We start from the raw sequence: 25,984 nt of genomic DNA, 5'->3' as shown, positions 1-25,984 counted from the left end.
CGTTTAGTTCCCCGCCATTTCGTTCGGGTGCCAAAAGCCGGGCTTCTTTGCGCGCGAACCGTCGTGCTGCAACGATGCAGGGATGCGGTGTGACGTTGCGCGTGAAGCGCTGTCGGCTCGATTGGATGGCGAGCGACCCCAGGTGCTCGCGCAGCAGGTCGACGCCCACCTTGAATCGTGCCGCAGTTGCCGTTCCTGGCTTATCGGGGCGGCGGCGCAGACCCGTCGGTTTGCCTCGGTGGCGCCCGGCGAGGGACCCGACCTGGTCGACAAGATCATGGCCAGCATCGGCGACCAAGCCTCCGGACACCCGGGGTGGATGCGCTGGTTGCGGTCGCACTACCGGCGCTGGGGTTTGATCGCGGTGGGCCTGTTCCAGGTGGCGATCGCCGCGGCCCAGATCAGTGGGGTCGATTTCGGCATGGTGTCGGGTCACATGCACGGCGCGATGTCGGGCGAGCACCTGATGCACGAGTCGACGGCGTGGTTGTTGGCGTTGGGCCTGGCGATGGTCGCCGCCGGAGTCTGGCCCGCCTCCGCGTCGGGGGTGGCGGCGATCACCGGCGTGTATTCCGTTGCGCTGCTTGGTTATGTGATCGTCGACGCGTTCGACGGACAGGTCACGGCCACCCGGATCGCCAGCCACATGCCGCTGCTGTTGGGCCTGGCATTCGCGTTGTTGGTGGCGCGCGAGCGCGTGGGCTCGCACCGGCGGCACGGCTCCGACGGCGCGGCCGACGCCGACTACCCCGCCTCGGCGGCCGACCCGTCGAGCGGTCGACGGCGCGGGCACCTGCGGCCGATCAACCACGCCGCCCCCGACCACGCCGCGCCCTCTACGACGACCCGTCGTAGGATCGGAAAACCCGCGCAACTAAGGTGGTTGAGCATGATCGCGCCGAGCGACGACGAGGCGGTAACCGAGCTCGCTTTGTCCGCCGCGCGCGGGAACGCGCGAGCGCTCGAGGCGTTCATCAAAGCCACCCAGCAAGACGTGTGGCGGTTCGTCGCCTACCTCTCCGATGCCGGCAATGCCGACGATCTGGCCCAAGAGACTTTCCTGCGCGCCATCGGCGCCATCGAGCGGTTCTCCGGACGCTCGAGCGCCCGGACGTGGCTGCTGTCCATCGCGCGCCGGGTCGTGGCCGATCACATCCGCCAGCTGCAGTCGCGGCCGCGTGCCGCGCTGGGCGCCGATCCCGAACACGTGGTGCGCGGCGACCGCAACGCCCGCGGGTTCGAAGACCTCGTTGAGGTTACGACGATGATCGCCGGCCTCAATCCCGAACAGCGGGAAGCGCTTTTGCTCACCCAGTTGCTCGGGTTGCCTTACGCCGACGCCGCCGCGGTGTGCGGTTGCCCGGTGGGCACCATCCGCTCCCGGGTCGCGCGCGCCCGCGACGCGCTGCTGGCCGACGGCGAGCGCAGCGACCTAACCGGCTAGCGCGCCAACCCATTCCGCGGCCTCGGCCACGGTGCCGACGGTGGTGACGCCCTCCGGTAGCGGCGGGCGCGCCACCATCACCACCGGCACCTTGAGCGCCGCGGCGGCATCCAGTTTGGCCCGCGTCATGTGCCCGCCGCTGTTCTTGGTGACCAGCGCGTCGATGCGGTGCTCGCGCAACAGCGCGACTTCCTCGTCGTAGCGGTACGGGCCACGCGAGAGCACCAGCCGGTGATGGCGCGGCAGCGAGGCGCTGTCGGGTTCGGTGACCGCCCGGATCAAAAACCACGCGTCGCTGCCGGCGAAGGCGTGGACGCCGGAGCGACCGGTGGTGAGGAAGATGCGCGAATAGCCCTGCCGGGCAACCGTTTGCGCCGCATGCGTGTCCGACCCGACGACAAGTGCCTTGCCGGGATCCCAGGCCGGGCGCGCCAGGATCAGATGAGGTATCCGCAATTGGCCGCATGCGGTGGCGGCGTGCGCTGTCATGGTGGCCGCGAACGGGTGGGTGGCGTCGACGACGGCGTCGATGCCCTCGTCGCGCAGCCAGCGCCGCAGGCCGTCCACGCCGCCGAAGCCGCCGATGCGCACGGGGCCGACGGGCAGCGCCGGGTCCGGCACCCGGCCCGCCAGGGAGCTGATGACGTCGACGCCGGGGTGCAGGGTTTTCGCCAGCGCGCGCGCCTCGCCGGTGCCGCCGAGCAGCAAGACGCGCATCAATGCCTGCTCCCCCGGGCCCGCCCGGTCGAATACAGATAGCTGTCGGTGAATTCCCCCGCGGTCAGCGCGTCGCCGACGAGGATGACCGCGGTCTTGGTGATGTCGGCCTCGTGCATCTGGGCGGCGATGTCGGCAAGCGTGCCGCGCAGCACCGTCTCCTGCGGCCAGCTCGCGAAAGCCACGGCGGCGACGGGTGTTTCGGGGCGGTAGCCGCCGTCGAGCAGTTGCGGAACGATGGCGTCGATCTGGGCGGCCGCCAGATGCAGGACCAGGGTGGCGCCGGATCGGGCGAGCGTCGCCAGGTCTTCGCCGGGCGGCATCGCCGTCGACAGGGTCGCCACCCGGGTCAGCGTCACCGTCTGCGCGACGCCGGGGACGGTGAGCTCGCGCTTCAGGGCGGCCGCAGCGGCGGCGAAAGCCGGTACGCCCGGTACGATTTCGTAGTCGATGCCCAGCGCGTCGAGCCGGCGGCACTGTTCGGCCAGCGCGCTGTACAGCGACGGGTCGCCGGAGTGCAGCCGCGCCACGTCGTGTCCTGCGGCATGCGCGTCACGTAGTTCGGCGATGATCTGTTCCAGCGTGAGCGGGCCCGTGTCAACGATTTTCGCGTCCTGCGGGCAGAGCGCCAGCAGGTCGTCGGGCATGATCGACCCGGCGTACAGGCACACGGGGCAGGTTTGGAGGAGCCGTTGACCGCGGACGGTGATCAGGTCGGCGGCGCCCGGCCCGGCGCCGATGAAATATACCGTCATTTGGTCATCACCCACTGGGTGACCGGGTAGTGCGGCTGCCAGCCCGTGAAGGCGCCCAGGGCCTTGCCGTGATAGTGCTGGAAGCGTCGCAGCTCACCGCCGAGGCGCGTATATGCCTGTGTGACAGCGGCTTCCGATTCGGTGGTGACCGCGTTGGCGACAAGCCGCCCGCCGGCGGGCAGGTGGTCGAGGCAGGCGTCGAGCAGGCCGGGCTGGGTCAGGCCGCCGCCGATGAACATCGCCGACGGCGGCGCGGCGCCGTCAAAGTCCTCGGGGGCGTCGCCGCGCACCTCGATGCCGACGCCGAAAGCCTCGGCATTGCGCTCGAGGTTGTGACGGCGTTGTTCGTCGCGTTCGAAGGCTATTGCGCCGCAACCCGGTCCGCTCAGGCACCACTCGACGCCGATGCTGCCCGAGGCCGCGCCGACGTCCCATAACCGCTCCCCCGGCCGCGGCGCCAGGGCGGCCAGCGTCACCGCGCGGATGCCCTGTTTGGTGATCTGGCCGTCGTGGGTGAATGCGTCGTCGGGTATTGGGGAGACGCGTTCGTCGGGCAGGTAGCGCACGGCGATCACGTTGAGGTCGTCGACGTGGCCGGGCGCGCCGCCGGCCCAGTCGCGGGCGGTGCCGTCGCGGCGGTGTTCGTCTGGGCTGCCGAGCCTTTCGAGCACGATGAGCTGCGAATCACCGCGGCCGTGCGCGTTGAGCAGGGCGGCCAGCTCGGTGGGGGTGGATCTGCCTTGCGACAGCACGATCGCCTGGCCGCCGCGGCGCACCGCGGTGTGCGGTTGCGCGGTGACGAGGCTGATCACCTCGGTGTCGTGGACGTTCCAGCCCATCCGCGCGCACGCCAGTGTCACCGAGGACACGTGCGGCAGGACGCGTACCTTCTCGGGGCCGTGCAGGCGGATGAGTGTGCCGCCGATGCCGTGCAGCAGCGGGTCGCCGCTGGCCACCACGTGGATGTCGTCGTCCACCGGCAGCGCTTCCAGGGCCGGCAGCATCGGCGAGGGCCACTCCCGGCGGCGCGCGGGCACCGTGTCGTCGAGCAGGTCAAGTTGGCGCTGGGAGCCGTAAATAACTGTGGCCCTTCGTAATTCGGCTCGCGATGCTTCGGCGAGACCGGCCATGCCGTCGGCGCCGATACCGACGACGACGATCACGAGCGCGGCCCCTCATCGCCGCGGGCGCGCATCATCGCGGCATCCTGCGCCAGACGAACGCGGGCAGCAATCGCATCACGGCGGCCGCGGGTCCCAGCGCCCATGGGATCCACACGGTGCGGCGGCCTTTGGCCAGTGCCCGCGCGGTCGCGGCGGCCACCTTCGTGGGCGTGCTGGGCAGGGGCGCGGGCGTCATGCCTTCCGTCATACGCCCGATGACGAATCCCGGGCGGGCGATCAGCACCCGCACCCCGGTGCCGTGCAGCGCGTCGGCCAGACCGTTGGCGAAGCCGTCCAGGCCGGCTTTGGCCGAGCCGTAGACGTAGTTGGCGCGCCGCACCCGGGCACCGGCGATCGAGGAGAACACCACCAGTCGGCCTTTGCCGGCGTTGCGCATGGCGGCGGCCAGGTGGGTGAGCATGCTGACCTGGGCGACGTAATCGGTGTGCACGACGGCGACCGCGTGCGCGGCGTCGGTCTCGGCGCGAGCCTGGTCGCCCAGGATTCCGAAGGCCAGCACCGCGGTGCCGATGGGCCCGTGGTCGGCGACGACCGAGGCGACCAGGGCGGCGTGCGAGGCCAGGTCGTCGGCGTCGAACTCCCTGGTGTCGACCGCGGCGGCGCCGGCGGCTTTCAGCGCGCTGACCTGGTCAGCGAGCTGATCGGCGCGGCGCGCGGCCAGCACCACCGTCGCCCCGGGGGCCAGGCGTCGCGCCAACTCGACCCCGATTTCGCTGCGTCCGCCCAGGATTAGTACCGGACCCGCGCCCGTGTCGTCCACGGCTGCGATTATTACCTGCGCTAGCGTGAGCGGTGATGGCGAATACCACGACCCGGCTCACCGACGAGGCCCTCGCGTTTCTGTCGGAACGCCATCTGGCCATGCTCACCACGTTGCGAGCCGACAATTCGCCGCACGTGGTGGCGGTCGGGTTCACCTTCGACCCCAGGACGCACATCGCGCGGGTGATCACCACCGGCGGGTCCCAGAAGGCGGTCAACGCCGATCGCGGCGGGCTGGCCGTGCTGAGCCAGGTCGACGGCGCGCGCTGGCTGTCGCTGGAGGGGCGGTCCAAGGTGAACAGCGACGCCGACGCGGTGCGCGACGCCGAGTTGCGCTACGCCCAGCGGTACCGCACGCCGCGCCCCAACCCGCGGCGCGTGGTCATCGAGGTTCAGGTGGAGCGGGTGCTCGGGTCGTCGGATCTGTTGGACCGAGGCGCGTAGCGCGGGATCGGAACTACAGAGCATCAATTAAGTTATCGACGCTCGAAAAGCGGCTTTCCGTCCGGATCGATCGATGACGATTCAATTTGGTCGATTGTCGCCGACAGATACACCGCGAGTTTCTTTAGTTCCGCTGTTGCAGTTATTTTGTCGGCGCTACCGATTGCTACCGTCGAGCCGTCAGCACCGATTAGCGCAAAGCGCTCGACGCCTTCGTATTCGCGAGTTTCGATACTGAAATTCGAGCATACTGTGTTGGCTGGCATTGGCACGCCCACCCGAGGCAGACCCCTTGCGCTACGGATGTACATCCCGAACCTTCCGAACAGGTACTTCTCGATCGTATCGATCGATGGAGCTGCTAAAACGAAGGTTTCGGATCCCATTCGGTCGGAATCAGTAATGACTAACCAACCGTCTTGCTTTCTGCCAATGAAGAGCCGAGTCTCGCCTAGAGCCGACCAAAATACGGGTCGCCCGTCAGGTGTACTCGGACCAGATGTGAGTGCGTAATCAGCCAATTTAGCCCATTGCTCAAGGCGCTGGGAGACGTCTACGCCGCTTGTCATTTCAGCACTCCAATGTCAGGATCAGTGAGCTCTTCGACCGTCATTGGCCTGCCTTCGGAGTTGAATACCCGTACCTGTAGCGAGCCACCCGGTTGACCTGCTCCGGGCGCGACCTCCGACACTTCAATCGTCCAATTATCCGGCAGGTGGTCAAAGGTATAAGCGTGGTAGGGATCGTGAAGTGAGTTTACATGGAGGGCGCGCTGCTCCCATGATGCCGGTTGTCCGTCCTCTATAACGGCCAAGTATTTTCCATCCGCCTTGCCGATACGATCCAGCAAAGAACCATAATCTCGCAAGTAGGTTGCGGCATCGGTGTAGGCGACTCGCGTGTGGGGGACGGCGCCATGGTTGCCAGGAAAGTTCATCCAAGGTTGACCTTGATCCCCAACCTTATTAAAGCGTTCTGCGTATTGGTCCGCGGTGTAAGCGTGCCCATTGGGGTCGCGACCGAATGGCGCTTCGGGATCACGAATCAGCTTGGCAACAGCGCCGTCGATCTTAGAAGGGTCGACTGGATCGTCGGTGAAATCCCAATGATCGTCCAGCGGCTCACCATAGTGGGGATCAATTTCCTCGTCCGGCAACCGATGCCAACCGTCTCCAGACGACTCGTGCGAATGGACGGGATCCTGGCGTTCGCCGCCCGAGAAGGCACCATGACCGTGCCCCGACGGGTCGTCACCGTCCGGGGCCTTGCCTTCCGGCCGATCGCCCGGCGGGCCCCCATTGTCATCGCCACGTCCGGTTCCATCGCCGCCGCGCGGCTCTCCCGGCGTGTGTCCACCCGGAGGGCCGCCGTCGCCAGGCCCATGCGCGCCACCGCCGCTCGGCGTTGGTAGTTCTGCCGGGCGGCCGCCTGGAGCCTCTACATGCGGCGCCGGCGAGTGGGCGGAGACAGCTGCGGCCTCCCCGGAAGATCCGCTCGGCGACACCGGCACCTGTGCTGACGAATGCTCGAGCAGTTGCGGAGTCGCAGACGGCAGCCCGTCGCCAGCAGCCTGCATGGGCGTAAGGCGTGAACCGGCCGCTGACACCGAGGCCAGTCCATGCGAGCTACCCGCGGGTTCCGCGACTGGATCATGGGCGCCGCCGGCGGGCACGGATACCGGCTCACGCGGCTCCTCCGCCGGCACCGACACCGGTTCGCGCGGACCGCCAGATGGCGTTGACACCGGATCGTGCGGGCCGCCAGATGGCGTTGACAGCGGATCGTGCGGACCGCCCGGGGCGACGGGCGCAGCTGGAGGCGCGGGCTCAGCCGCTGGTTCGTGCAGACCAGAACCACCTGGCGGAGCGCCCGCTGCGGGCGCGGGCGGAGGCGCTGGGTCGTGCAAACCACCAGAACCACCCGGCGACGTCGCGGGGGTGGGCGACGAATCCGGCCCATGGGGACCGCCGCTGGGGCCACCCGAAGGAGTAGGCGAACCGCCGGCCGATCCCGGGGAGGTTGTCGCGGGCGTTGACCCTTGAGGAGCAGGCGGGGCGCCATCGGCGGGCCGCGGCGCCGATTCGACCGGCGACTCAAGCGGCTTGCCGGGTGGCACTGCCACCGGGCTGCCGCTCGCAGGAGGCTTGATCTCGGGCAGATTCCCGGAGACGCCTTCGAGCTTTGTGGGCAGATCGGCGCTCGCCTTGGTGATGTCGGTCAGGGCTCCCCGGGCGCCGGTGATCCCACCAAGCCCTTCGGCGCCTTTCCCAGTGACACGTCCAGCGGCGCCGACGGCCTCGGCCTCCGCTTCGGCGCCGCGTGCGGCCGCACCCGCACCGTCCGTCGCGGCGCCCGCCTCACCAAGACCGGGCGCGATCAACGTGGCGATGTCGAACACGTTTTCCCCGGCACCCAATCCCGGCCGGTCGCCGGTCCAATCCTCGGCATGCACAATGCCTTTCAGCTCCGCAAGCTGTGTGTCCGCGAATTCCTCGGGATTGATGGCAGCGTTGAACAAACTCCCTTTCCACGCGGTCTTCGCCAGCCCGGTCCAGGTGGCGCCCACACCCTGAGGGTCGACGGCGAGCCAATGCGGGCTCAGGTCCACGAGGCCTAACCCCATGCCGACCGCAGCCTTCAGAACACCCTCATGGGCATTGATATAGGTATCGAATACAGTCGCCACCGGGTTACCGACGTCCTCACCCAAGAACTGGACGAGACCGCGCCGCGCGTACTTCTCGCAGGTGACGATCTGGCGATCGGCCGCTTGCATGAGCAACCTGCTCCCCTGTTCGCAGGCCCGCGCTTCCTGTCCCAGATGATGCAGTACGTCGTTGATGTCCTTGGCGATCTTTTTGATCTCGTCCCATGCGTCGCCGTCGATTATCAGCATGATGTCGTGACCCAGGTCGCCCAAAGACCCGATCCGGTGGAGCAGGTCCCGGATCGCGTGCTGGGCATGGTCGACCTGGTCGGCAAACTTGTCGATCGTGGTCGCCAATTTGCCGCACTGCTCTCCGATAGCCGCTGCGGCAGAACCTATTTCGCTTAGCGCATGATCGAGCTTCTCGCCTTCAGGAATGTGTTGGCTATCGAACAGCGCCTTCGCCCCGTTGAGAGTTCCCTGAACCCCTTTGGCCGCCGCGGCGAAGCCACGCCAACGAGATGCGGCCGCACGCAAACCCGCTACATCGCCATCGGGCCACAACTCGAGAACAAACGACTGCACGACCGCCCACAGCAGCGGTGGCGGCTCGCCGGGCCCCATCGTTCCCGGGGCTTTGGGCGCGGCGAGCTCGGCCGGCGGGGACGGCGACTGCAATACGCCGCCACCGCCGCCCAGCGTCGAAGCCGCGTCGACGTTCGAATAGTTCGCCGCGCCCTGCTGGATGATGGCCCCGCATTTCCGGCACGCGTTGACGGCCGCCGCCGCCGCCTTCAGCAGCGATTCCGCCGTGTCTTGATACCCCAAGCCGAACACCTCGCCGGCGCGGTCCACCCCGGTGTGGGCCGAGAAACCAGCGGTCAGGATGGTCAGACTTGCGGCAAGGCCATCACCGGCGGCAACGACCGCGCTGCCCGCGGCGTACATCGCCTCCGGATCAACCGCCAAGGGAGCCACGCGGGAAATTTTCGCTCAGGCCGGTTCGTCGCCGCTACTCACCCAATGATCGCTGCCGCCAAGCTAGCCGCGCCCCCGAGCCGCCACAACTCACTCATCCCCAGCGTCAGCCGACCGGAACCACGATCAGTTCGTGCGGCCGGTTGTTGACGGCCAGGGCGCCGTCCTCGGTCACGACGACGATGTCCTCGATGCGCGCGCCCCAGCGGCCCGGGAAATAGATGCCCGGCTCGATGGAAAACGCCATGCCCGCGGTCAACGGCAGGTCGTTTCCGGCGACGATGTAGGGCTCTTCGTGCACCGACAAGCCGATGCCGTGCCCGGTACGGTGCACGAAATAGTCGGCGAGTCCTTCGGCGGCCAGCACATCGCGGGCGGCCGCGTCGACCTGCTCGGCCGTCACGCCCGGGCGCACCGCCTCATAAGCGGCGCGCTGGGCGCGCTGCAGCACCGAATACTGTTCAGCCACTTCTGGATTCGGCTCACCGATGCTGTAGGTGCGCGTCGAGTCGGAGTTGTACCCGGGTTCATAGGCGCCGCCGATGTCGACGACGACGATGTCACCGGCCTGCAGTTCGCGATCCGAATATTCGTGGTGCGGGTCGGCGCCGTGCGGCCCGGATCCGACGATGATGAACGCCACCTCCGAATGCCCTTCGGCCACAATGGCGTCCGCGATGTCGGCGGCGACGTCGGCCTCGGTGCGGCCGGGCACCAAAAACTCCGGCACCCGGGCGTGCACCCGATCGATGGCGGCACCGGCTTTGCGCAACGCGTCGACTTCGCACTCCTCCTTGACCATTCGCAGCGTGCGCAACACCTCGGTGGCCAGCACCGGCAGGGCGCCGAGCACACCGGCCAGCGGGAGCAGATGTAGCGCCGGCATCGCATCGGTCACGGCGGTCGCCGCGGGGGCACCGCCCAGCGCGGCGCCCACCAGATCGTAGGGATTGTCACCGTCGACCCAATCGCGCACCGCCAGGCCGAGTTCGGCGATGGCCGACCCCTTCAGCGAGGCCAGCTCCAGTCGCGGCACCACCACCGTCGGATCACCGGACGCGGGCAACACCAGCGCGGTGAGCCGCTCCAAGGTCTGGGCGCGCGACCCGACCAGGTAGCGCAGGTCATACCCCGGCGTGATCACCAGCCCGGCCAGACCGGCATCGGCGGCCGCGGCGGCGGCCGCGGCCAATCGACGGGCATACACGGCTGCGTCGAAGCGGTGTGACTCCATGGCAGTCAGGCTAACCCGCCCGCCGAACGTCGACTCGTTGCGCCGATTTCGCCCGCCGGCCGACAACAACTCGACGTTCGACGGGGTGGGGTTGGCCGGCCGACAACAAGTCGACGTTCGACGGGGTGGGGGTTGGCCGCGGCGGCGTGAGACCATATTCGGCATGCCAGGACCACTAGTGCTGCTCGATGGCGCCAGCATGTGGTTCCGTTCGTATTTCGGGGTCCCGTCCTCGATCACCGCGCCAGACGGCCGGCCCGTCAACGCCGTTCGCGGATTCATCGATTCCGTCGCCTTCGTGATCACCCAACAGCGACCAAGCCGGCTGGTGGTCTGCCTGGACCTGGATTGGCGGCCGCAGTTCAGGGTCGACCTCGTGCCGTCCTACAAGGCCCACCGCGTGGCCGAGCCCGAGCCGCCGGGCGAACCGGACATCGAGGAGGTCCCCGACGACCTGACGCCCCAGATAGACATGATCGCCGAATTGCTTGACGCCTTCGGGATTCCGACGGCGGGCGCGGAGGGTTTCGAGGCCGACGACGTGCTGGGCACGTTGGCGGCGCGGGAACGCGACGACCCGGTCGTGGTGGTCAGCGGTGACCGCGACCTGATGCAGGTGGTGTCGGACGATCCGGTCCCGGTGCGGGTGCTCTACCTCGGCCGCGGGCTGAGCAAAGCCACGTTGTTCGGGCCGGCCGAGGTGGCCGAGCACTACGGCGTGCCGGTCGAGCGGGCCGGGCCCGCCTACGCCGAACTCGCGTTGCTGCGCGGCGACCCGTCCGACGGCCTACCGGGCGTTCCGGGCGTCGGCGAGAAGACCGCGGCCTCGTTGCTGGCCCAGCACGGCTCGCTGGAACAGATCCTGGCCGCCGCCCACGATCCGAAGTCGAAGATGCCCAAGGGCCTGCGGGCGAAACTGCTGGGCGCGCTGGACTACATCGAGGCGGCCGGCGACGTGGTGCGGGTGGCCACCGACGCGCACGTCACGTTTTCGACGGCCAGCGACGAACTACCGCTGGTCGCGGCCGATCCGCAACGAACCGCCAAGCTGGCGACCGAACTGGGCGTCGGATCGTCGATCGCGCGCCTGCAGAAAGCGCTCGACGCGCTGCCGACCTGAGGGTCCGCTACTGCGGGCGGCCGACCTCGTAGGTGCCCTTGTTGTCCTGGAACGTCACCGTCACGTGCTTCGGCGCGCCGTCGATGCTGACGTCGCAGTCGAACGTGGCGCCCTTCTTGACGGTCGGGTTTTGCCCGTGGTTGCACTTGACGTCCTTGACGTTCTTGGCGCCGTAGCCGTTCGTTTCGTCGCTGAGGACCTGCTGAACCCCGGCCTGCGCCTTGCTGACGTCGAGCTTGGTGGTGACGAAGAAGCCCGGCTGCCAGAATCCCAGCACCAGCACGACGACGACGAGCAGCAACGCGATGCCGCCGCCCACGCCGGCGATCAGCCCAACCGGTCGCTTCTTGCCGGGCTGCTCATAGGGCGGGTACTGCTGCGGGTACTGGCCCGGCTGGCCGTATTGACCGTACTGCCCGTATTGACCCGGCGGTGGGTATTGGCCCGGCTGCCCGTACTGGCCGGGCTGCGGGTACTGGCCCGGCTGCCCGTACTGACCCGGCTGGGCGTATTGACCCGGCTGGGCGTATTGACCCGGCTGCCCGTACTGCCCGGGCTGGGCATAGCCCGGCTGCTGGAGGTACTGCTGCGGATAGGCCTGTTCAGCCGGCTGCTGGTACTGCGGGTATTCGGCCGGCGGCGTGTAGGCGGGCGCCTGCCACGAGGCCTCCTGGGTCTGCTGGTCGTGCCAGGACGGCGCCACCTGGGTCGGGTCCGACGAGTGGTCGCTGCCTTGACCTTGGCCGGGCGGTTGCCACTGCTGGTCCGATCCCTGCGGTCCGCTCATCTTTCTCCTCAGCCCCTTGTGTCTCGGCATGAACTATCGGCGTTTAACGGTAGCTCCGGCCTAGCCTACCCGGCGTCAACTGCAACGACGCCGCGCCGAATGTCGTTGATGGCCCGCTTCGCGGTGGCCCGAACCTCGGCGTCCGGGGCGGCGTTGCGCACCTGATCCAGCAGGTCAAGCGCCTGCCGGCACCAGCGCACGAAATCGCCCGCCAGCAGGGGCGAGCCGCTGCCCGCCGGGTCGGCCGCCGCCAGCGCCGCCGCCAGATCGCCCGTCCGGGCCCAACGGTAGATGACGTTGACGAAGCCGTCGTCGGGTTCGCGGCTCGGGGCGATCCGGTGCGTCTGCTCGTCGGCGCGCAACGCCATCGACAGCCGCGATGTCTGCTGCAACGCCTGGCGTAGCGGCTGTGTGGGGGCGTCGGCGGCAAACGCCGCGCCCGGCCCGTCCCCGCCCCGGCTCTCGTACAGCACCGACGAGACCACCGCCGCCAGCTCGGCGGGCTTCAAACCGGACCACGCGCCGGTGCGCAGGCATTCGGCGACCAGCAGATCGCTTTCGCTATAGATGCGCGCCAGCAGCCGCCCGTCGTCGGTGACGCGAGGATCGCCGTCGCGGCCTTCGATGAAGCCACGCTCGGTGAGCAGCCCGACGATCCGATCGAAGGTCCGGGCCAGCGAATTGGTCGCTGCCGCAACCTTTTTCTCCAATTGCGCGTTGTCGCGTTCGATCCGCAGATAGCGCTCGGCCTGCCGGACCTGTTCTTCCCGGCCGGGCGTGTTGTGCGACGGGTGCCGGCGCAGCTGTTCGCGCAGCTTCGCCAGCTCGGGGTCATGAAATTCGCCGTCGGCGTCCCCGCGGCCGCGGCGCTTCGCCGGAATGGCCAGCCCGGCGGCGGCCGACCGCAGCGCCGACGCCAGATCGCGGCGGACGCGCGGCTGCCGGTGCTCGACCCGCTTCGGCAGGGGCATCGACCCGACCGGCGCCGACATGCCCGAATAGTCGGCCGAGGAAATCCTTCCCGCCCAACGGTTTTCGGTGAGCACCAGCGGCCGCGGGTCGGAGCTGTCGCGGGCGGATTCCAGCACCACGGCCAGCCCACCGCGCCGGCCGTGGGTGATGTTGATGATGTCGCCCCGGCGCAGCGCGGCCAGCGCGTCGCTGGCCGCCTGCCGGCGTTGTAGACGCGAGGCACGCGACTGGGCGCGCTCCATCTCGGAGATGCGCGCGCGCATCCGGGCGTATTCGAGGATCGGCGCCTTGGGGCCGCCCAGCTCGCCGGCGATCTCGCCCAGCATCGCGTCGCCCCGCTCGATGCCGCGCACCAGCCCGACGACGGAACGGTCGGCCTGATACTGCGCAAATGACTGCTCCAGCAACCGATGTGCTTGCTCGGGGCCCATCTGCTGCACGAGGTTGATCGTCATGTTGTACGACGGGGCGAACGAACTGCGCAGCGGGAAGGTGCGGGTGGAGGCCAGCCCGGCCACCGCGGAGGGTTCGGTGGTTTCTTCGGTGGGATTCCAGAGCACCACCGCGTGGCCCTCGACATCGATGCCGCGCCGGCCGGCGCGCCCGGTCAACTGCGTGTACTCCCCCGGCGTCAGCGCCACGTGCTGCTCGCCGTTGAACTTGACCAGCCGCTCGAGCACCACGGTGCGGGCGGGCATGTTGATCCCCAGCGCCAACGTCTCGGTGGCGAACACGGCCCGCACCAGCCCGGCGGTGAACAGCTCTTCGACCGTGTGCCGGAAGGCGGGCAACATGCCGGCGTGGTGGGCGGCCAGACCGCGCAGCAGCCCCTCGCGCCACTCGTAGTAGCCGAGCACGGCGAGGTCGGCGTCGGCGAGATCGCCGCAGCGATGCTCGATCACCTCCGCGATCTGCGCCCGCTCTTCCTGGGTGGTCAGCTGCAGGGGGGAACGCAGGCATTGCTGGACGGCGGCGTCACAGCCGGCCCGCGAGAACACGAACGTGATCGCCGGCAGCAGCCCTTCGGCATCCAGGCTCGCGATCACGTCCGGACGCGCCGGCGTGCGGTAGAGCCGGGGCCGGCCCGACCGCGCCGGCGGACGCCCGCGTCCGGCACTTCGCCGCGGCTGCCAATCCGACATCCGATCCGCCTCACGGCGATGGGTGATGTGCCGCAACAGATCCGGGTTGACGCGGGGCTCGCGCGGGGCGCCCGGCTGCTCGGGGGCGTCCGAATGCCGGTAATCGAAGAGGTCGAAAAGTCGCTTGCCCACCAACACGTGTTGCCAGAGCGGCACCGGCCGGTGTTCGTCGACGACGACCGTCGTATCGCCGCGCACGGTCTGGATCCAGCCGCCGAACTCCTCGGCGTTGCTCACCGTCGCCGACAGGCTGACCACGCGGACCTCGTCCGGAAGGTGCAGGATCACCTCTTCCCACACCGGGCCCCGCATCCGGTCGGCCAGGAAGTGCACTTCGTCCATTACCACGTAGGAAAGGCCCCGCAGCGCAGGCGAATCCGCGTAGAGCATGTTGCGCAGCACCTCGGTCGTCATGACCACGACGGGCGCATCGGCGTTTACCGACATGTCCCCGGTGAGCAGGCCGATGCGGTCGCGGCCGTAGCGCGCCGTCAGGTCGGTGTGCTTCTGGTTGCTCAGCGCTTTGAGCGGCGTGGTGTAGAAGCACTTGCCGCCGGCCGCCAGCGCCAGGTGTACCGCGAATTCCCCGACGACGGTCTTGCCGGCGCCGGTCGGCGCGCAGACCAGCACGCCGTGGCCGCGTTCGAGCGCCACACACGCCCGATGCTGAAAGCCGTCGAGCGAAAAGGGCAGATCCATGGCGAATCGGGTGAGTTCGACCAGCTCCGCCACCTCATGGGGCGCCGACGGTTCAGGTGACATCGTCGTGTTGCCCGGCGGTGACCGACGGCTCCGGTATCGCGGTGGGCCGATCGATGACCGATGCTTCGTCGTCGGGGATCTCCGTCTGGGCTTCGCGTTTGGCCTTGCGCTTGTCGTGGAGGCGGGCGATCTGGATGGCGAACTCGAGGAGGACGGACAGCGCCAAGCCGAGTGCGGTCATCGAAAACGGATCGGAGCCTGGTGTGAATACCGCCGCGAACACGAACATCGCGAAGATCAATCCGCGCCGCCACGACTTGAGCCGCTGGTAGGTCAGCAGGCCGACGGTGTTGAGCATGACGATCAGCAGCGGGAATTCGAAGCTGACGCCGAACACCACCAGCAGATTGATCAGGAACCCGAAATAGCGGTCACCGGACAGGGCGGTCACCTGGACGTCGCTGCCGACCGTCAGCAAAAAGCCCAGGGCCTTGGACAGCACGAAGTAGGCCAGCGCCGCGCCCGCACCGAACAGCACCACGGCCGGGACCACGAACGCGATCGCGAAGCGGCGCTCCTTCTGGTAGAGCCCGGGGGTGATGAACGCCCACAGCTGGTAGAACCAGACCGGGCAGGCCAGCACCACCCCGGCGGTCAGTCCCACCTTGAGCCGCAGCATGAACTGGTCGAACGGCGCGGTGGCCAGCAGCCGGCATTGCCCGTTGGCGCTGATGTCCGCGCGCGCCGACTGCGGCAGCGAGCAGTAGGGATGACGCAGCCACTCGCCGAGGCTTTCCAGCCCGAAGATCGGATGCGAGTACCAGACGAACCCGAAAATCGTGGTCAGCACGATGGCCGCCAGGGAAATCAGCAGCCGCCTGCGCAGTTCGGTGAGGTGGTCGACCAGCGACATGGTCGCGTCCGGGTTGGTGCGACTGCGTCTGTTGCGTGGGTTGAGGCGCTTCAGCAGGCCAGAAGTGCGCGCTGAAACCTTGAGTGATTTCACGATGCTCGTCTAGGGCTCGGTCAGGGGCGCTCGGGCACCGCGACGATGACGGCGGCTACGCCGGGCGTGCTTCGCTGTGCCCCTGCTCGCTGGGCGCCGGAGGGTCGACCCGCTGCGACTGCACGGGCGTGGGGTTCGCCGCGGGGGCGTCGCTTTGGGTCCCCAAAGCCGAGTTCTCCGGCTTGTTCTCGCTCTGCATTTCCCGGATCTCGGACTTGAAGATCCGCATCGACTTGCCCAACGAACGCGCCGCGTCGGGGAGCTTCTTGGCACCAAACAGCAAGATCACCACGACCGCGAGGATCGCCCAGTGCCACGGACTCAGACTGCCCACTTTGATTACCTCCAGACGTTGACCCGATGCTACCGCAGCAGCGCCGCGTGGCGGTGGGCCCGCGCCGCGCCGAGGGGCCGCGTTGCCTGGACTTTTATGAGCTCAGGGCGTCATACGACGCCACCGCGGCGGCCGCGGCGTCTCGCACCCGCTGCGCCAGCGACTCCGGTGCCAGCACCCGCACGGCCGGCCCCAGGCCCAGCACCAGCCGCGTCATCCAGTCCTCGGAGGCGTAGGTCATCACCGCCTCGCAGGATCCGTCGGGCAACTCGCGCACGTCGCGCATCGGGTAGTACTCGAACATCCAGGACGCCGTGGGCGCGACCCGTAGCTTGGCGAACGGCAGCGAGGGATCACCGTCGAACAGCGAGGTGTCGGGGGGCGCATGCAGCGCCGGCTCGGGCGGCGCGGCGGGCTCGTCGAGTTCGCTGGCCTCCACGATCCGGTCGAAGCGGAACAGCCGGACCCCTTCGGCCTCCCGCGACCAGGCCTCCAGGTAGCTGTGGCCGCCGATCAGCAGCACCCGGATGGGATCGACGACCCGGCTGGTGAGGGTGTCGTGCGAGGCGGAGTAGTAGTCGATGGCCAGCGCGTGTCGCGACTGCACGGCGGCGCGCACCGCGGCGGCGGCCCGGCTTTCCGCCGGCGCGGGCTCGTCGACGGCCGTCGCGGCGGGTGTGGTGTCGTGGCCGAGGGCTCCCGCGGCGTCCTCGATCTTGGCGATCGCACTGCGCGCGGCTTCCGGGTCGACGACGCCGGGGATGTCGGCCAGCGCCCGCAGCGCCACCAGCAGGCCCGTGGCCTCCGGCGAGGTGAGCTTGAGCGGTCGGTCGATGCCGGCGGAGAACGTCACCTCGATGGTGTCCCCGGAGAACTGGAAATCGATGAGGTCGCCCGGGAAGTAGCCGGGAAGGCCGCACATCCAGAGCTGGTTGAGGTCCTCTTCGAGTTGCTTGGCCGAGACCCCGAGGTCGGCGGCGGCCTTGGCCCGGGTGACCCGCGGGTTGGCCTGGAAGTACGGGACCATGTTCAGCAGCCGGACCAGGCGGGTGGAGATGGCGGTCATGCGGACACGCCCGCATGCGCCCGCAACCGGGCCAGCACGTCGTCGCGCAGCGATTGCGGCTCGAGCACCAGGGCGTCGGCGCCGTAGCCGGCGACGTCACGGGCGAGCTGGTCGGTGGATCGGATGTCGAGCTCGATCACCTCGCCGTCGCGCTCACCCAGCCGCCGTTCGCCGACGTGCCTGCCGGCCCGGCGCAGCGCGGTGGCCCGCCCGGCGGCCACCCATACCTGGGCCACCCCGCCGGCCGGTGTCGCTGCAACGTCGGTGACCGTCTGGGCCACGATCCGGCGCAGGTCAATGCCTTCCGGCACGGTGACCGCGCCTGCCGGGCCGATCGGCGTGACGTCGGGACCGATCCGGGAGAGCCGGAAAGTCCGGGTGGCGTCGCGGTCGCGGTCGTGGCCCACCAGATACCAGCGGCCCTTCTCGGTGACGACGCCCCAGGGCTCGACGGTGCGGGTGGCGTAGGGCTCGGCCCGCGACGGCCGGTGCGGAAACTGGACCGCCCGTCGGGAATCGATGGCCGACAACAGGATTCCGAGAACATCCTCCGAGCCACGCAGGCCCGGCACTCCGACCGGCGACGCGATGGCGACCGGCGCGTCGGGATCGACGTCGACGCCGGCGGCGCGCAGTTTGAGCAGCGCCCCCTGGGTGGCGGTGATGAGCTCGGGTGACTCCCACAGCTGGGTCGCGACGGCGACCGCGGCCGCCTCGTCCGGGGTCAGGTCGACCGGCGCGAGCGAATAGGCGTCGCGGTTGATCCGGTAGCCCTCGGTGGGGTCCCACGCCGACACCCTGCCGACCTCGAGCGGGATGCCGAGGTCGCGCAGCTCGTTCTTGTCGCGCTCGAACATGCGGGAGAACGCCTCGGCGCTCGCGCTCTCCGAGTAACCCGCCACACTCGACCTGATCTTTTCCGCCGTGATGTACCCGCGGGTGGACAGCAGGGCGATGACCAGGTTCACCAACCGTTCGACTTTTGACGTCGCCATTGGCACCAGATTATTCGATGGTCGCCGCCCGGCGCTTCCACCCGCGCACCGCGTCGCGCACGCGCGTCGGAGCGGCTACATGCTGGCGATCAGCCGCTTGACCCGCTCGTCGACCGCACGGAAGGGGTCCTTGCACAGCACGGTCCGCTGCGCCTGGTCGTTGAGCTTGAGGTGCACCCAGTCGACGGTGAAGTCACGGCCGGCGGCCTGGGCGGCGCTGATGAACTCGCCACGCAGCCGCGCCCGGGTGGTCTGCGGCGGATTGTCGACCGCCTCGGCGATGTCCTCGTCGGTGGTGACGCGGGCCGCAAGTCCCTTGCGCTGCAGCAGATCAAAGACGCCGCGCCCGCGCTTGATGTCGTGGTAGGCCAGGTCGAGCTGGGCGATCTTCGGGTCGGACAGCTCCATGCTGTAGCGGTCCTGGTAGCGCTGGAACAGCTTGCGCTTGATCACCCAGTCGATCTCGGTGTCCACCTTGGCGAAGTCCTGGCTCTCGACGGCGTCGAGCTGGCGACCCCACAGGTCGACGATCTGCTCGATCTGGGCGTTGGGTTCGCGGGTCTGCAGGTGCTCGACCGCGCGACTGTAATACTCGCGCTGGATGTCCAGGGCGCTGGCCTGACGCCCGCCCGCCAGCCGCACCGGCCGCCGGCCGGTGATGTCGTGGCTGACCTCGCGGATGGCGCGGATGGGGTTGTCCAGCGAGAAATCCCGGAACGGCACGCCCGCTTCGATCATCTCGAGCACCAGCGCGGCGGTGCCCACCTTGAGCATGGTGGTGGTTTCGCACATGTTGGAGTCGCCGACGATCACGTGCAGGCGCCGGTACTTCTCGGCGTCGGCGTGCGGCTCGTCGCGGGTGTTGATGATCGGCCGGCTGCGGGTGGTGGCCGACGAGACGCCCTCCCAAATGTGCTCGGCGCGTTGGGAAAGGCAGAACGTCGCGGCCTTCGGGGTCTGCAGCACCTTGCCGGCCCCGCAGATCAACTGGCGCGTGACCAGGAACGGCAGCAGGACGTCGGAGATCCGGGAGAATTCGCCGGCCCGCACGATCAGGTAGTTCTCGTGGCACCCGTAGGAGTTGCCCGCCGAATCGGTGTTGTTCTTGAACAGGTAGATGTCGCCGCCGATGCCCTCGTCGGCGAGGCGCTGCTCGGCGTCGACGAGCAGGTCTTCGAGCACCCATTCCCCGGCGCGGTCGTGGGTGACCAGCTGCACCAGGCTGTCGCACTCGGCGGTGGCGTACTCGGGGTGGCTGCCCACGTCGAGGTAGAGGCGGGCGCCGTTACGCAGGAAGACGTTGGAGCTGCGCCCCCACGACACGACCCGCCGGAACAGGTAGCGGGCCACCTCGTCCGGGCTGAGCCGGCGATGGCCGTGGAATGTGCAGGTGACCCCGAACTCGGTCTCGATGCCCATGATTCGTCGCTGCACGTAATCGAGCGTACTGGTTGTCCGAGCATGACGGTGAGCAAGCCGCGCGTATCGATCGACGAAGTTTTGCGCGGGCGGGTTCCAGAGCCGCGCCGCGCCCCCTCGTGATGACGCGGCCGCGGCGCGCACGCCGGGGAGATGCGAAGCCTCATCGGCACCTTGAGCACCGGCAGCCACACCAGCACCACCGCGTCAGACGCCATGCCCGACGGTGGTCTAGCCGGGCGAGCCGCCGTTCGACTCCGACTCGTCGCCGTCGCCGTCGCCGTCGGAGGATCCGTTCGAATCCAGTTCGCGCAGCAAATTCTCCAGGGTGGCGCGGTTGATCCGCCGGAACGCCCGCCGCGGGCGGTTGACGTCCAAGATGGCGACCTCCAGGCTGGCCACGTCCAGGGTGGACTGGTCGCCGTTGGAGGATTCGCTGCCGGCCCGCAACGCTTTCACCGCGATGCGGGTGGCCTCGCGCAGGTTGGCGTTTTCGGCGTACGAGTCCTTGAGCGCCGTGGTGATCGGTTCGGTGGTGCCACCCATCACCACGAAATGCGGCTCGTCGGCGATCGATCCGTCATAGGTAATGCGGTACAACTCAGGCGGTTTCGACTCGCCGTAGTGCGCCACCTCGGCGACGCACAATTCCACCTCGTAGGGCTTGGCCTGTTCGGTGAAGATGGTGCCCAGCGTCTGCGCGTAGACGTTGGCCAGCTGGCGGCCGGTGACGTCGCGGCGGTCGTAGGCGTAGCCGCGGGTGTCGGCGAATTGGATTCCGCCCCGGCGCAAATTGTCGAATTCGTTGAACTTGCCGGCGGCGGCGAAGCCCACGCGATCGTAGAGCTCGCTGATCTTCTGCAGCGACCGCGACGGGTTCTCCGCGACGAAAAGAACCCCGCCGGCATAGACCAGGGCGACCACGCTCTTGCCCCGCGCGATGCCCTTGCGCGCGAGCTCGCTGCGCTCGCGCATCGCCTGTTCGGGCGAGATGAAATACGGGAAGCTCACTTCTCACCACCATCGGGGCCGAAAGTGTCAGCGCGCGAACGGCTTTGGATCACCTCGCGAGCCAGCTCGGCGATGCGGCCCTCCGGCACTTCCAGCGCCCCCTCGGGGCCGATGGTGACCGCCGTGGGATAGATGCCGCGGACCAGATCCGGCCCGCCGGTCGCGGAGTCGTCGTCGGCCGCATCGTAGAGCGCCTCGATCGCGACCCGCACCGCGGAGTCGGCGTCGGTGACCTGCGAGTACAACTTCTTCATCGACGACTTGGCGAAAATGGAGCCCGAGCCCACCGACTGGTAGCCCTCCTCCTCCAGGTTCCAGCCGCCGGCGGCGTCGAACGACACGATGCGGCCGGCGCCTTCCGGATCGGGCGCGTCGATGTCGTAACCCACCAGCAGCGGCAATGCCACCAGCCCCTGCATGGCGGCGGCCAGGTTGCCGCGCACCATGATCGCCAGCCGGTTCACCTTGCCGGCAAACGTCAGCGGCACGCCTTCGAGTTTCTCGTAGTGCTCGAGTTCCACGGCGTAAAGGCGGGCGAACTCCACCGCGATGGCGGCGGTTCCGGCGATGCCGGTCGCGGTGTAGTCGTCGGTGATGTACACCTTCTTGACGTCGCGCCCGGCGATCATGTTGCCCTGCGTCGAGCGCCGGTCGCCGGCGAGCACCACACCGCCCGGGTACTTCAGCGCGACGATGGTGGTCCCGTGGGGCAGCTGCGCCCCGGCGCTTTCCGACTGGACGGCCCCGAAGGAGGCCGGCAGCAACTCCGGCGCCTGACGGCGCAGGAAGTCGGCGAACGACGAAAGGTCTACGGCGGGGTTTCCCGGAAGTGCGGAGTTGATGGGTAGGCGATCAGAGAACTGCCAGGTCACTGGCCGCCCTTTTGGACGTATGCCCGCACGAAGTCCTCGGCGTTCTCCTCGAGAACGTCATCAATCTCGTCGAGCAAATCGTCAGTCTCCTCGGCCAGCTTCTCCCGGCGCTCTTGGCCCGCGGCCGTGCTGCCGGCGAAGTCGTCCTCGTCACCGCCGCCGCCGCCACGCTTGGTCTGCTCCTGAGCCATCGCCGCCTCCTGCGTTGTCTGGGCTTGTTGAATGGCCTTTCAATTGTCCAGCCACGCCGCCCGTTGGTCTTTCCTACCCTACCGGTCAACCCCGACGTTCCCCGGCCGAACCGGCGGCTAGCTGGTGAGTTGTTCGACCAGTTCCGCCGCGCTGTGCACCGAGTCCAGCAGCGCTCCCACGTGCGCTTTGCTGCCCCGCAGCGGCTCCAGCGTGGGAATGCGGACCAGGGAATCGCCCCCCAGGTCGAAGATCACCGAGTCCCAACTGGCCGCGGCGATGTCGGCGCCGAACCGGCGCAGGCATTCGCCGCGGAAGTACGCGCGGGTGTCCGTCGGCGGGCTGTCCACCGCTTCGAGCACCTGGTGCTCGGACACCAGGCGCTTCATCGAGCCCCGCGCGACCAGCCGGTTGTACAGGCCCTTGTCCAGCCGGACGTCGGAGTATTGCAGGTCGACCAGGTGCAACCGCGGCGCCGACCAGCTCAGGTTCTCCCGCTGCCGGAACCCTTCGAGCAGGCGCAACTTGGCGGGCCAGTCCAGCAGCTCGGCGCACTCCATCGGATCGCGCTCGAGTTGGTCGAGCACGTGCGCCCAGGTTTCGACGATGTCGGCCGCCCGCGGATCGGGGTCGCGGCTGTCGACGAGCTTCGCCACCCGATCGAGGTAAACCCGTTGCAGCGCAAGCCCGGTCAGCTCTCGACCGTCGGCCAGGGCCACCGCGGCGCGCAGCGACGGGTCGCGGCTGATCGCGTGGACCGCGTGCACCGGCCGCGCCAGGGCCAGATCGCTCAGGTCGATTCCGTGCGCCGGGCCCTCTTCGATCAAGTCCAGCACCAGCGACGTGGTGCCCAGCTTCAGATAGGTCGACGTCTCCGCGAGGTTGGCGTCGCCGATGATGACGTGCAGGCGCCGGTACCGGTCGGCGTCGGCGTGCGGCTCGTCGCGGGTGTTGATGATGCCGCGCTTGAGGGTGGTCTCCAGGCCGACCTCGACCTCGATGTAGTCCGAGCGCTGCGACAGCTGAAAGCCGGGCTCGTCGCCGGAGGGTCCGATGCCCACGCGTCCCGACCCGGTGACCACCTGCCGCGAGACCAGGAAGGGGGTCAGCCCGGCGATGATCGCCGAGAACGGCGTCTGCCGCGACATCAGATAGTTTTCGTGCGACCCGTAGGAGGCGCCCTTGCCGTCGACGTTGTTCTTGTAGAGCTGCAACTTCGCGGCCCCGGGCACGCTGGCGACGTGTCGGGCGGCGGCCTCCATCACCCGCTCGCCGGCCTTGTCCCAGATCACGGCGTCGAGCGGGTCGGTGCATTCGGGCGCGGAGTATTCGGGGTGCGCGTGGTCGACGTAGAGCCGTGCCCCGTTGGTCAGGATCATGTTGGCCGCGCCGACCTCGTCGGCGTCGACCACCGGCGGCGGGCCGGCCGAGCGGCTCAGGTCGAACCCGCGCGCGTCGCGCAGCGGCGATTCCACCTCGTAGTCCCACCGGGTCCGCTTGGCGCGCTGAATGCCCGCCGCGGCCGCATAAGCCAAGACCGCCTGCGTCGACGTGAGGATCGGGTTCGCCGTCGGGTCCGATGGCGAGGAAATGCCGTATTCGACCTCCGTCCCGATAATCCTTTGCATGCTTCAAAGACTAGGCGAGGTGCGGAATTGACCTTCTCCCGGGCGTCGGCGCCCTGGCGCCGCCGGTCATCGGTGATCGCGTTTGCTGTTGACGCCGCCGACGACGGTGATTAGCTTCACGGGATGACCGACCTATCCGGGAAGCGTTACGGCGAAGTGCTTCTCGTGACCCCCGGGGAGGCGGGACCGCAGGCCACGGTGTACAACAGCTTCCCGCTCAACGACTGTCCGGCCGAGCTGTGGTCGAAGCTCGACGCCCAGGCCATCGCCAAGGAGCACGGGGCGGCCACGGCGCTGCTCAACGGTCCGCGCTACTGGCTGATGAACGCCATCGAGAAGCAACGGCAAGGTCCGCAGATCACCAAGACCTTCGGCGGGATCGAGATGATTCAGCAGGCCACGGTCCTGCTGTCGTCGATGAACCCCGCGCCCTATACCGCCAATCAGGTCAACCGCCACACGGTTTTCGTCTTCAACCCGGGTGAAGAGGTCTACGAACTCCTCGATCCCGGCGGGCAGCGCTGGGTCATGCAGACCTGGAGCCAGGTCGCAGACCCCACCTTGTCGCGCGCCGACCTGCCCGGCTTGGCCGCCCGGCTCAACCTGCCGCACGGGTGGGCCTATCAGCCGCGCGTGCTGACCGAGGAGTTGCGGGTGGACACCCGCACCCGTTCCGCGCATGTCACGCAGGACGATCTGACGAACAGCTACTCGCTCCAGTTGGACTGACGCCGCGTCACAGGCGGTTTGCCATCCAACTCTGGTGCCGCACTGCCGCTTTGCGCGCGGCCTTGGCCAGTGCTCGGTCCGGCAGGTGACGGCCGAGCGCGTCGAGGACGAGCGCGGTCTCCGGCGCCGGATGACGCCAGATGTCGTCCAGCAACTGGGACGGGTCGGATAAACCGGCGAAGAGGCTGCACAACTCCTCGGGCGACTCCAAGGACTCCGCGAGGACGTCGACGAGCACGGCAACGTCGACGAAGCTCGCGAGCGTCTCGGCGTCGGCGCGGTCCCGCTGGATCAGCCAGAGCGCGGCGTGGCCGGCGACCGGGCTGTCCAGCAGCTGACGAACGAAGGGTTCGGCGACGTCGATGTCGAACTCGTTCAGGGCGACGAAGCCCATCGTCCGGCCGGCCGCGGTCTCCATGGCCGCGGCCGCCTCGGTGACCATCTGCACCCGCTCGGCGGCCGGCCGGTCGGACCGCCAGTTTGCTATCAACGGCACATGAGTGTCCTTGCCCACCAACAGCATTGCGCCGATCAGGTCCGTCGCATCCCAGTCGTTGATTCGGTCGAGACGGCGCAGCGCGAATCCGGCGTCCTCCAGGTATTCCGGCACGACGTGACGCCCCAGCGCGGTCAGCGCCACAGTCCCACCGGTCCAATTGCTAGGCCCAAGCGGCTGCGGCCGTTCGAGGGCGTCGGTCCAGCGCACCACACCGGCCTGCCGCAGCACGTCGAGGAGTCGGCCCATGTCGTCCTCGACGTATGCCTCCAGCGTGTCCTCCTCGTCGGCATACCAGCGCGGCGACGGCCGTTGCGCGGCAACCAGCGCGTGCACCCACTCCAGCAAGGATTCGAAGGGAAGTTTCGCGCCGTCTTGCAGCAGCGGCGCCAGCCAACACGCGATCCCGTCGTCGAGCAGGTCGTGCATGACGTGCTGCTCGGGATAGAGCTGCGCCGAATGCAACGACCGCAACGGACGTGACAAGAGGATCGCCGCGAACAGCGACTCCGCCCGCTCCACGGGCGAGCGCGTCCCCCACTCCTGCCCCGGCAGCACCCGGTGGCGATGCACGTCCACCGCGCCCGCCTCGATAGCCACTTGGACGAGGAAATTCAGACGCCGCAGCGCCGCCGTCGACCGCGCCGGATATTTCAGCTCGCCCAACTCGAAATCCAACACGTCGCCGGTGTCGAGGCGTTCCACCAGCGCGCGACCATCAGCCAGTTCGAGTTCGCCCTTGTCGGTGAGCGGCTTGCCGTCCGGCCCGAGATAGTCGCGCAAGGCATCGAGTTTGGCGAGCAGCGGGACCGCCGTCGCGGCGGCCGCCAGATCGGTCGCGGACGGCGGAACGTAGAGGAACGGCAGTTCGAAGGGCTCCGGCGCGTCGCCCGGGACCGGAAGATCCTCGACAACGGTACGGTCGCGTGCTTCGGCCAGCAGAGTCGGCGCAAGGTCGTCGGCCAGCCTGCGCAACCTGGCGGCGCGGTCGGCACCGCCGACCAGACGCCCCGTTGCCTCCATGAAGTCGACGTATACGCCGACCGCGAAGCACAGACTGGCGGCGTCGTCTGGCCGGCCTTCGAACCGCCGCGGACACCACTCCAGCAGAAATTCCGCGATATCGGCGGGCGCGAAATCGTCGAGCACACCGGTGGAGTCGAAGTAACGCCAGTCCAGAAAGACGGCGACGTCGGAGACGACCGCTTCCCGATCCGAATCGACTCCGGACCACCAACCGTCGAGCTCGTCCAATAGCACGCCACGAACCTGGTCGTAGGCGTCGTCGTCACCCGGAGCCTCAAAGCGGAGCCGCACGGGTGCGACGCTAGCCGGTGGCGCCGACAAATGT

At 68.6% G+C, this 25,984-nt stretch carries 23 protein-coding genes and 1 pseudogene; 5 read left to right on the top strand and 19 right to left on the bottom strand.

Annotated features, from left to right (window positions below; genetic code table 11):
- Positions 1–82: 82 nt before the first annotated feature.
- Positions 83–727: pseudogene (locus OCQ_RS27050) on the top strand (DUF2275 domain-containing protein); the annotation flags it as partial.
- 162 nt (positions 728–889) lie between these two features.
- Positions 890–1,444, top strand: coding sequence for an RNA polymerase sigma factor SigC (sigC, locus tag OCQ_RS27045; protein WP_225324108.1), 555 nt, complete (start codon positions 890–892; stop codon positions 1,442–1,444).
- Here the strand turns inward: sigC and OCQ_RS11200 are convergent.
- Genes OCQ_RS11200 through OCQ_RS11185 form a run of 4 tightly spaced genes read right to left on the bottom strand, consistent with a single transcriptional unit; the run spans position 1,433 to position 4,860 of the window.
- Positions 1,433–2,161, bottom strand: a complete 729-nt coding sequence (locus tag OCQ_RS11200) for a cobalt-precorrin-6A reductase (RefSeq protein ID WP_014384611.1) — start codon at positions 2,159–2,161, stop codon at positions 1,433–1,435. The genes sigC and OCQ_RS11200 overlap by 12 nt on opposite strands.
- On the bottom strand, positions 2,161–2,916 hold the full coding sequence (cobM, locus tag OCQ_RS11195) for a precorrin-4 C(11)-methyltransferase (RefSeq protein ID WP_014384610.1): 756 nt from the start codon (positions 2,914–2,916) through the stop codon (positions 2,161–2,163). Before cobM ends, OCQ_RS11200 begins: the two co-directional genes overlap by 1 nt.
- A complete protein-coding gene (locus OCQ_RS11190; RefSeq protein ID WP_014384609.1) occupies positions 2,913–4,079 on the bottom strand; it encodes a bifunctional cobalt-precorrin-7 (C(5))-methyltransferase/cobalt-precorrin-6B (C(15))-methyltransferase in 1,167 nt (388 codons plus the stop codon). Before OCQ_RS11190 ends, cobM begins: the two co-directional genes overlap by 4 nt.
- 31 nt (positions 4,080–4,110) lie before the next feature.
- Complete coding sequence (locus OCQ_RS11185; RefSeq protein WP_014384608.1) at positions 4,111–4,860, bottom strand: SDR family NAD(P)-dependent oxidoreductase; 750 nt, start codon at positions 4,858–4,860, stop codon at positions 4,111–4,113.
- Between the two features lie 35 nt (positions 4,861–4,895).
- On the opposite strand from OCQ_RS11185, the gene OCQ_RS11180 reads away from it, so the two are divergent.
- Positions 4,896–5,306 carry a F420-dependent biliverdin reductase gene (locus OCQ_RS11180; protein ID WP_008256343.1) on the top strand — a complete coding sequence of 137 codons (411 nt, stop codon included), beginning with the start codon at positions 4,896–4,898 and terminating at the stop codon, positions 5,304–5,306.
- Between the two features lie 32 nt (positions 5,307–5,338).
- On the opposite strand, the gene OCQ_RS26010 is transcribed toward OCQ_RS11180, so the two are convergent.
- The 3 genes from OCQ_RS26010 to OCQ_RS11160 all read right to left on the bottom strand — a co-directional run bounded on the left by OCQ_RS26010 (position 5,339) and on the right by OCQ_RS11160 (position 10,165).
- Complete coding sequence (locus OCQ_RS26010) at positions 5,339–5,875, bottom strand: TNT antitoxin family protein (protein ID WP_080588013.1); 537 nt, start codon at positions 5,873–5,875, stop codon at positions 5,339–5,341.
- Positions 5,872–8,931, bottom strand: a complete 3,060-nt coding sequence (locus OCQ_RS26005; RefSeq protein ID WP_014384606.1) for a glycohydrolase toxin TNT-related protein — start codon at positions 8,929–8,931, stop codon at positions 5,872–5,874. The genes OCQ_RS26010 and OCQ_RS26005 overlap by 4 nt, the downstream gene beginning before the upstream one ends.
- A 106-nt stretch (positions 8,932–9,037) precedes the next feature.
- Positions 9,038–10,165: a M24 family metallopeptidase gene (locus tag OCQ_RS11160; protein ID WP_014384605.1), complete on the bottom strand. Its 1,128-nt coding sequence runs from the start codon at positions 10,163–10,165 to the stop codon at positions 9,038–9,040.
- Between the two features lie 163 nt (positions 10,166–10,328).
- On the opposite strand from OCQ_RS11160, the gene OCQ_RS11155 reads away from it, so the two are divergent.
- On the top strand, positions 10,329–11,285 hold the full coding sequence (locus OCQ_RS11155; protein ID WP_020188912.1) for a 5'-3' exonuclease: 957 nt from the start codon (positions 10,329–10,331) through the stop codon (positions 11,283–11,285).
- Positions 11,286–11,292: 7 nt separating this feature from the next.
- Here the strand turns inward: OCQ_RS11155 and OCQ_RS11150 are convergent, their stop codons facing one another.
- From OCQ_RS11150 to dop, 11 genes are all read right to left on the bottom strand, one after another.
- Positions 11,293–12,072 carry a DUF4333 domain-containing protein gene (locus tag OCQ_RS11150; RefSeq protein ID WP_014384604.1) on the bottom strand — a complete coding sequence of 260 codons (780 nt, stop codon included), beginning with the start codon at positions 12,070–12,072 and terminating at the stop codon, positions 11,293–11,295.
- Positions 12,073–12,137: 65 nt separating this feature from the next.
- On the bottom strand, positions 12,138–14,918 hold the full coding sequence (locus OCQ_RS11145) for a DEAD/DEAH box helicase (protein WP_014384603.1): 2,781 nt from the start codon (positions 14,916–14,918) through the stop codon (positions 12,138–12,140).
- 19 nt (positions 14,919–14,937) lie between these two features.
- Entirely contained in the window at positions 14,938–15,894 is a 957-nt protein-coding gene (gene tatC, locus OCQ_RS11140; protein WP_008256322.1) for a twin-arginine translocase subunit TatC, read from the bottom strand.
- A gap of 55 nt (positions 15,895–15,949) precedes the next feature.
- Positions 15,950–16,228: a Sec-independent protein translocase subunit TatA gene (gene tatA / locus OCQ_RS11135; RefSeq protein WP_009953370.1), complete on the bottom strand. Its 279-nt coding sequence runs from the start codon at positions 16,226–16,228 to the stop codon at positions 15,950–15,952.
- Between the two features lie 94 nt (positions 16,229–16,322).
- Positions 16,323–17,294 (bottom strand): helix-turn-helix transcriptional regulator, encoded by a 972-nt coding sequence (locus tag OCQ_RS11130; RefSeq protein ID WP_014384602.1) that lies wholly within the window; start codon positions 17,292–17,294, stop codon positions 16,323–16,325.
- A complete protein-coding gene (locus tag OCQ_RS11125) occupies positions 17,291–18,289 on the bottom strand; it encodes a helix-turn-helix transcriptional regulator (protein WP_014382456.1) in 999 nt (332 codons plus the stop codon). Before OCQ_RS11125 ends, OCQ_RS11130 begins: the two co-directional genes overlap by 4 nt.
- 75 nt (positions 18,290–18,364) lie before the next feature.
- Complete coding sequence (gene pafA / locus OCQ_RS11120) at positions 18,365–19,723, bottom strand: Pup--protein ligase (protein ID WP_008256314.1); 1,359 nt, start codon at positions 19,721–19,723, stop codon at positions 18,365–18,367.
- Positions 19,724–19,939: 216 nt separating this feature from the next.
- A complete protein-coding gene (gene prcA, locus OCQ_RS11115) occupies positions 19,940–20,719 on the bottom strand; it encodes a proteasome subunit alpha (RefSeq protein ID WP_014382455.1) in 780 nt (259 codons plus the stop codon).
- Complete coding sequence (gene prcB, locus OCQ_RS11110) at positions 20,716–21,591, bottom strand: proteasome subunit beta (RefSeq protein ID WP_014380035.1); 876 nt, start codon at positions 21,589–21,591, stop codon at positions 20,716–20,718. The genes prcA and prcB overlap by 4 nt, the downstream gene beginning before the upstream one ends.
- A complete protein-coding gene (locus OCQ_RS11105; protein WP_009953377.1) occupies positions 21,588–21,782 on the bottom strand; it encodes a ubiquitin-like protein Pup in 195 nt (64 codons plus the stop codon). The genes prcB and OCQ_RS11105 overlap by 4 nt, the downstream gene beginning before the upstream one ends.
- Positions 21,783–21,899: 117 nt before the next feature.
- On the bottom strand, positions 21,900–23,408 hold the full coding sequence (gene dop / locus OCQ_RS11100) for a pup deamidase/depupylase (RefSeq protein ID WP_008256308.1): 1,509 nt from the start codon (positions 23,406–23,408) through the stop codon (positions 21,900–21,902).
- 123 nt (positions 23,409–23,531) lie between these two features.
- Here dop and OCQ_RS11095 point away from each other — a divergent pair, with 123 nt between their 5' ends.
- Positions 23,532–24,137, top strand: a complete 606-nt coding sequence (locus OCQ_RS11095; RefSeq protein ID WP_009953378.1) for a hypothetical protein — start codon at positions 23,532–23,534, stop codon at positions 24,135–24,137.
- A gap of 7 nt (positions 24,138–24,144) precedes the next feature.
- Here the strand turns inward: OCQ_RS11095 and OCQ_RS11090 are convergent, their stop codons facing one another.
- Positions 24,145–25,950: a hypothetical protein gene (locus OCQ_RS11090; RefSeq protein WP_014384599.1), complete on the bottom strand. Its 1,806-nt coding sequence runs from the start codon at positions 25,948–25,950 to the stop codon at positions 24,145–24,147.
- Positions 25,951–25,984 lie beyond the last annotated feature (34 nt).

Source organism: Mycobacterium paraintracellulare, from assembly GCF_000276825.1.
GTDB lineage: Bacteria > Actinomycetota > Actinomycetes > Mycobacteriales > Mycobacteriaceae > Mycobacterium > Mycobacterium intracellulare.
The sequence above is the reverse complement of the archived record's forward strand: the minus strand, read 5'-3'. Positions and strand labels throughout refer to the sequence as shown.

Bases quoted from the DNA above. Each gene is read 5' to 3' on its own strand.
- OCQ_RS26010 (WP_080588013.1), bottom strand. From the start codon at position 5,875: ATGACAAGCGGCGTAGACGTCTCCCAGCGCCTTGAGCAATGGGCTAAA.
- OCQ_RS11095 (WP_009953378.1), top strand. From the start codon at position 23,532: ATGACCGACCTATCCGGGAAGCGTTACGGCGAAGTGCTTCTCGTGACC.
- OCQ_RS11180 (WP_008256343.1), top strand. From the start codon at position 4,896: ATGGCGAATACCACGACCCGGCTCACCGACGAGGCCCTCGCGTTTCTG.
- OCQ_RS11160 (WP_014384605.1), bottom strand. From the start codon at position 10,165: ATGGAGTCACACCGCTTCGACGCAGCCGTGTATGCCCGTCGATTGGCC.
- OCQ_RS11155 (WP_020188912.1), top strand. From the start codon at position 10,329: ATGCCAGGACCACTAGTGCTGCTCGATGGCGCCAGCATGTGGTTCCGT.
- OCQ_RS11200 (WP_014384611.1), bottom strand. From the start codon at position 2,161: ATGCGCGTCTTGCTGCTCGGCGGCACCGGCGAGGCGCGCGCGCTGGCG.
- cobM (WP_014384610.1), bottom strand. From the start codon at position 2,916: ATGACGGTATATTTCATCGGCGCCGGGCCGGGCGCCGCCGACCTGATC.
- sigC (WP_225324108.1), top strand. From the start codon at position 890: ATGATCGCGCCGAGCGACGACGAGGCGGTAACCGAGCTCGCTTTGTCC.
- OCQ_RS11130 (WP_014384602.1), bottom strand. From the start codon at position 17,294: ATGACCGCCATCTCCACCCGCCTGGTCCGGCTGCTGAACATGGTCCCG.
- OCQ_RS11125 (WP_014382456.1), bottom strand. From the start codon at position 18,289: ATGGCGACGTCAAAAGTCGAACGGTTGGTGAACCTGGTCATCGCCCTG.
- OCQ_RS11105 (WP_009953377.1), bottom strand. From the start codon at position 21,782: ATGGCTCAGGAGCAGACCAAGCGTGGCGGCGGCGGCGGTGACGAGGAC.
- OCQ_RS11150 (WP_014384604.1), bottom strand. From the start codon at position 12,072: ATGAGCGGACCGCAGGGATCGGACCAGCAGTGGCAACCGCCCGGCCAA.
- dop (WP_008256308.1), bottom strand. From the start codon at position 23,408: ATGCAAAGGATTATCGGGACGGAGGTCGAATACGGCATTTCCTCGCCA.